This window comes from Mycobacterium sp. (assembly GCF_035653355.1).
Taxonomy (GTDB): Bacteria; Actinomycetota; Actinomycetes; order Mycobacteriales; family Mycobacteriaceae; genus Mycobacterium.
Window position 1 is genome coordinate 1 of sequence record NZ_DASRBZ010000421.1, and the last position, 4,981, is coordinate 4,981.

Consider the following 4,981-nt stretch of genomic DNA (forward strand, 5'->3'; position numbering starts at 1 on the left):
TCATCCATCCCAAAGACGCCGGCGGCGTGCTGATCGAGTTGGTCGAGCCGGCCGCCGAATCAGCTTAACTACTCAGCCCGGTTGCCCGGCTGCTCCTCGGGCCGCTTAGCCCGCATGGGTCGCCGGGCTATGACCACTTACGGGTTGGCCCGCGTGTTGCGCGGTTTGTCCAGCATGGCGTGTGCCAGTGCCGTCGGTCGTCGACACCGGACTGCGGCGAATCAGCGGGCCAGACCACTACATGCGCTGTGCCAGAACGGATTTCGTGATCACAGCCGGGGCACCGGTAGGTCTTGGTGGTTCGGGCAGCGGCGACCGGGCGCACCTCGTATTCGTAGCCATCCGGTCCCGTTTCGAGCCGCCGCGGCACCGGCAACGACTGCACGGGCGGCTGCCGACGTGGCGGCGTGCGACGCGGAGCCATGTGCCCAGTGTAGTGAGCGAACTCAAAATAGCCGGTACTCGCTACTGTCCAGCCCGCGCATCTTGTCGTAATCCAGAGTGACACAACGGATTCCGCGATCGATCGCAAGAGTACGCGCCTGCGGCTTGATCTGTTGAGCAGCCAGCACTCCGCTGACCGGGGCCAGCACCGTGTCACGGTTGAGTAATTCCAGATAGCGGGTCAACTGCTCGACACCGTCGATCTCGCCTCGGCGTTTGATCTCGACGGCGACCGCGCGGCCCTGCTCGTCTCGGCACAACAAGTCGACCGGGCCGATCGCCGTCATGTACTCGCGGCGAATCAGCGTATATCCGGGCCCGAGCATTTCGATGTGCTCCGCGAGCAACGCCTGTAGATGGGCCTCCACACCGTCTTTGACCAGCCCGGGGTCTAGGCCAAGCTCATGGCTGGAGTCGTGTTCGATGGCTTCGATGGTGATACGCAGCTGCTCGCCGGCCTTGTTCTGCACCACCCACACCGGTAGCGGCCCGTCACGTTCCTCGGTGACCCAGCACGGCGGGCTCATCCAATTGAGCGGCTTGTAGGCCCGGTCGTCCGCGTGCACACTCACCGATCCATCGGCTTTGAACAGCAGTAATCTTCTCGCGGACGGCAAATGCGCGGTGAGCCGGCCCAGATAGTCGACGGTGCATTGAGCGATCACGAGGCGCACGTGAGTCACCTTAGAGTCACGACGGCGGACAAATTAGGCTGACGCCACCATGATGGCCAAGCAAACGCTGGCGCAACGCCTGGGCCGTCTGCTGGAGCGACTCACCCGGCAGAGCGGCCGGCTACCGGAAACCCCGGAGTACGGCTCGTGGCTGCTAGGGCGGGTTTCGGAGAGTCAGCGCCGCCGACGGATTCGGATTCAGGTCATTCTCACCGTCTTGATCGTGGCGGTGAACCTGATCGGTATCGGCGTCGACCTTTTGCTACTGGCGGTGGCTTTCCCGGTACCCAGCGTCTTCAGCGATGCACCGGCGTGGCTCACCTTCGCGGTCGCACCGGCCTACATCGTGGTGGCTCTGGTGATCGGGATCTTCTGGATCACCCGGCGAACTGTAAATGCGCTGCGGTGGGCAATCGAAGAACGCACACCAAACCACGACGACCAACGCAATACCTTTCTGGCGCCGTGGCGGCTCGCGCTCGTCACCCTGGTCCTGTGGGGATTCGGGGCCGCGTTGTGCACCACCCTGTACGGCCTTGTCAATAGCTGGTTCATCCCGCAGGTGCTGTTCTCGACAAGCTTTTGCGGCGTTTTGGTCGCGACCGGCTGCTACATGCTCGCGGAGTTCGCGTTGCGCCCGGTGGCGGCGCAGGCACTCGAGGCTGGTCGACCGCCACGAAGGCTCGCTCCCGGGATCATGGGCCGAACCATGGTCGTGTGGATGTTAGGTTCCGGTGTGCCCGTCGTGGGCATCGCACTGACGGCGATCTTCGCGCTGCTGCTGCGGAACCTGAGCGAGACCCAGTTCGGGGTAGCGGTGGTGATGCTGGCCGGGGCAACGCTGGTATTCGGATTCATCCTGATGTGGATTCTGTCGTGGCTGATCGCGACACCGGTAAGGGTGGTGCGCGCAGCGCTCAGGCGGGTCGAGCAGGGCGATTTCGATTGCAACTTGGTGGTATTCGACGGTACGGAACTCGGTGAACTGCAAAGTGGTTTCAATGCGATGGTCCATGGTTTGCGTGAACGGGAACGTCTGCGTGATCTTTTCGGGCGCCACGTCGGCCGGGAGGTCGCGGCAGCTGCCGAGCAAGAACGGCCGAAGCTAGGTGGCGAAGAGCGCCATGTTGCAGTGGTTTTCGTCGACATCGTCGGGTCGACGCAGTTGGTTACCAAACGGCCGGCCACCGAAATCGTCCAGTTGCTCAACCGGTTCTTCGCGGTGATCGTCGACGAAGTAGACCGTCATTGTGGTCTTGTGAACAAATTCGAGGGCGACGCTGTGCTGGCCGTTTTCGGCGCGCCAAACCGGCTGGAGCACCCGGAGGACGAGGCGCTCGCTGCCGCGCGGGCCATCGCCGATCGGCTGGAGCGCGAGGTGCCGGAGTGCCAGGCCGGGATCGGGGTCGCGGCAGGAGAGGTCGTCGCGGGCAATGTCGGCGCGAAGGAACGGTTCGAATACACCGTGATCGGTGAACCCGTCAACGAAGCGGCTCGGCTGTGCGAACTGGCGAAGTCTGAGCCGGCCCGGTTGATGGCGTCGTCGGAGACGGTCGATGCTGCGAGCGAAAACGAGCGTGCCCATTGGTGTTTGGGTGACACGGTGACGCTGCGGGGCCATGACGAACCAATCCGGGTGGCCTTGCCCGGGTAGACGTCTCAGGGATAGACCCGTTATCCGGTCCGACGACGATGTCGCATTTCCGCCAGTGATGTCGGTGGCCAGGTGTAATTGTCGAAACGTGCATGACGACTTCGACCGCTGCTACCGCGCCGTTCAGTCCAGAGACGCCCGGTTCGACGGTTGGTTTGTCACCGCAGTGCGGACCACCGGGATATATTGCCGACCCAGCTGCCCTGCCCGTACCCCGTTCGCCGACAACGTCCGGTTCTATCCCACCGCGGCGGCCGCGCAACAGGACGGTTTCCGGCCCTGCAAACGATGCCGCCCCGACGCCTCCCCCGGTTCTCCGGAATGGAACGTGCGCGGCGACGTCGTCGCGCGCACCATGCGCCTTATCGCTGACGGCACCGTGGACCGCGACGGCGTCGGCGGGCTCGCCCGCCGGATCGGATACACCACTCGCCAGCTGGAGCGGCTGCTGCAGGCCGAAGTCGGTGCCGGCCCGCTCGCATTGGCTCGCGCCCAGCGGACACAGACGGCCCGGGTGCTCATCGAGACGACGGCGCTGCCGCTGAGCGACGTCGCCTTTGCAGCTGGATTTTCCAGCATCCGCCAGTTCAACGACACGATCCGCACGGTCTGCGGCACCACCCCGACAGCGTTGCGTAGCCGGGCGCTGGGCCGAAGCGGTTCCGAGGTTGCCTTTCCCGGCACCGTGTCGCTGCGGCTGCCCGTCCGAACGCCGTTTGCCTATGAGGGCGCGTTCGGCCATCTGGCCGCCAGCGCGGTGCCCGGTTGTGAGGAGGTCCGCGATGGCGCGTACCGACGCACGTTGCGGCTGCCGAACGGCAACGGCATCGCGAGCCTAAAGCCCGCACCAGACCATGTCCGTTGCCTGCTGCTTCTCGACGACTTCCGCGACATGGCAACCGCGATCGCCCGCTGCCGGCGCCTTTTGGACCTCGATGCCGACCCCGAAGCCGTCATCGAAGCGCTGGAGGGTGATTCCAGTTTGGGGCCTCTTGTGGCCAAAGCGCCCGGGCAGCGGATTGCGCGGACTGTGGACGAGGCCGAGCTGGCGGTGCGCGTCGTGCTGGGCCAACAGGTATCGACTAAGGCCGCGCGCACCCACGCGGCCAGGCTGGTCGCGGCCTACGGGACACCTGTCTGCGACGCGCACGGCGGGTTGACGCACACGTTTCCGTCCATCGAGCAGCTTTCCGAAATCGAGCCTGCCCATGTGGCGGTCCCGAAGGCACGCCGGCGGACGTTGGCCGCGCTGATCAGCGCGCTCGCTGATGGGAGCGTTGTCCTCGACGCCGGCTGCGACTGGGAACGCGCGCGGCCGCAGTTGCTGGCGTTGCCTGGAATCGGCCCCTGGAGCGCGGAAGTCATTGCCATGCGCGGCCTCGGCGATCCAGACGCCTTCCCCGTCGGGGACCTTGGTCTTCGCCTGGCAGCCAAACAGCTCGGCTTGCCCGTGGAGAGAAGGGTACTAACCGCACGAAGCCACCGTTGGCGACCGTGGCGCTCCTACGCCACTCAGCATCTGTGGGCCTCGCTCGATCACCCCGTGAACCACTGGCCGGCACAGGAGACCGGATGATCCGTTACCGCACCATCGACAGTCCGATAGGCCCGCTGACATTGGCTGGCGAAGGATCGGTTCTGACTCACTTGCGCATGGTCGACCAGACCTACGAGCCCAGTCGCGCTAACTGGGTGCCCGATGATCGGGGGTTTCCGGACGCCGTCGATCAGCTACAGGCGTACTTCGCGGGCCAGCGCATCGCTTTTGACCTCGAGCTCGATTTGCGTGGCTCGCAATTCCAGCAGCGAGTATGGGAGGCGCTGCTGACAATCCCGTATGGGGAAACCAGGTCATACGGACAAATTGCCGAACAAATCGGCGCGCCGGGCGCCGCCCGCGCCGTTGGATTGGCCAATGGCCGAAACCCGATCGCCATTATTGTGCCCTGCCACAGGGTAATCGGCACCAGCGGCGGTCTTACCGGATACGGCGGCGGACTCGACCGGAAACGAACATTGCTTGAATTAGAAAGACGCGGAATGTCAACGAATATGACGCTATTCGACTAATTCTGGGTAAATGAAAAGCACCCCCTTTTGGTGGGGGTGCTTTTGTGTGTTCGGCGGTGTCCTACTTTTCCACCCGGGGTGGGTAGTATCATCGGCGCTGGCAGGCTTAGCTTCCGGGTTCGGGATGGGTCCGGGCGTT

Annotated in this window: 5 protein-coding genes and 1 rRNA gene; 3 read left to right on the plus strand and 3 right to left on the minus strand. The window is 64.4% G+C overall.

The features are described from left to right. Window positions 1-127: 127 nt before the first annotated feature. Window positions 128-424: a hypothetical protein gene (locus VFA16_RS14520; RefSeq protein ID WP_324968493.1), complete on the minus strand. Its 297-nt coding sequence runs from the start codon at window positions 422-424 to the stop codon at window positions 128-130. A gap of 22 nt (window positions 425-446) precedes the next feature. Then, window positions 447-1,118: an endonuclease NucS gene (gene nucS / locus VFA16_RS14525; protein ID WP_324968494.1), complete on the minus strand. Its 672-nt coding sequence runs from the start codon at window positions 1,116-1,118 to the stop codon at window positions 447-449. Window positions 1,119-1,167: 49 nt separating this feature from the next. On the opposite strand from nucS, the gene VFA16_RS14530 reads away from it, so the two are divergent. The 3 genes from VFA16_RS14530 (at window position 1,168) to VFA16_RS14540 (ending at window position 4,842) form a co-directional block, all read left to right on the plus strand. After that, a complete protein-coding gene (locus VFA16_RS14530) occupies window positions 1,168-2,772 on the plus strand; it encodes an adenylate/guanylate cyclase domain-containing protein (RefSeq protein ID WP_324968495.1) in 1,605 nt (534 codons plus the stop codon). A gap of 88 nt (window positions 2,773-2,860) precedes the next feature. Further along, the gene (locus VFA16_RS14535) at window positions 2,861-4,348 is read left to right on the plus strand and encodes a DNA-3-methyladenine glycosylase 2 family protein (protein WP_324968496.1); all 1,488 of its coding nucleotides are present in this window, start codon (window positions 2,861-2,863) and stop codon (window positions 4,346-4,348) included. Then, entirely contained in the window at window positions 4,345-4,842 is a 498-nt protein-coding gene (locus tag VFA16_RS14540) for a methylated-DNA--[protein]-cysteine S-methyltransferase (protein ID WP_324968497.1), read from the plus strand. Before VFA16_RS14535 ends, VFA16_RS14540 begins: the two co-directional genes overlap by 4 nt. A 48-nt stretch (window positions 4,843-4,890) precedes the next feature. Here the strand turns inward: VFA16_RS14540 and rrf are convergent. Then, window positions 4,891-4,981, minus strand: a 5S ribosomal RNA gene (gene rrf, locus VFA16_RS14545); the annotation flags it as partial.

Coding starts and splice junctions, on each gene's coding strand:
- VFA16_RS14520 (WP_324968493.1), bottom strand. CDS start 424: ATGGCTCCGCGTCGCACGCCGCCACGTCGGCAGCCGCCCGTGCAGTCG.
- VFA16_RS14530 (WP_324968495.1), top strand. CDS start 1,168: ATGATGGCCAAGCAAACGCTGGCGCAACGCCTGGGCCGTCTGCTGGAG.
- VFA16_RS14540 (WP_324968497.1), top strand. CDS start 4,345: ATGATCCGTTACCGCACCATCGACAGTCCGATAGGCCCGCTGACATTG.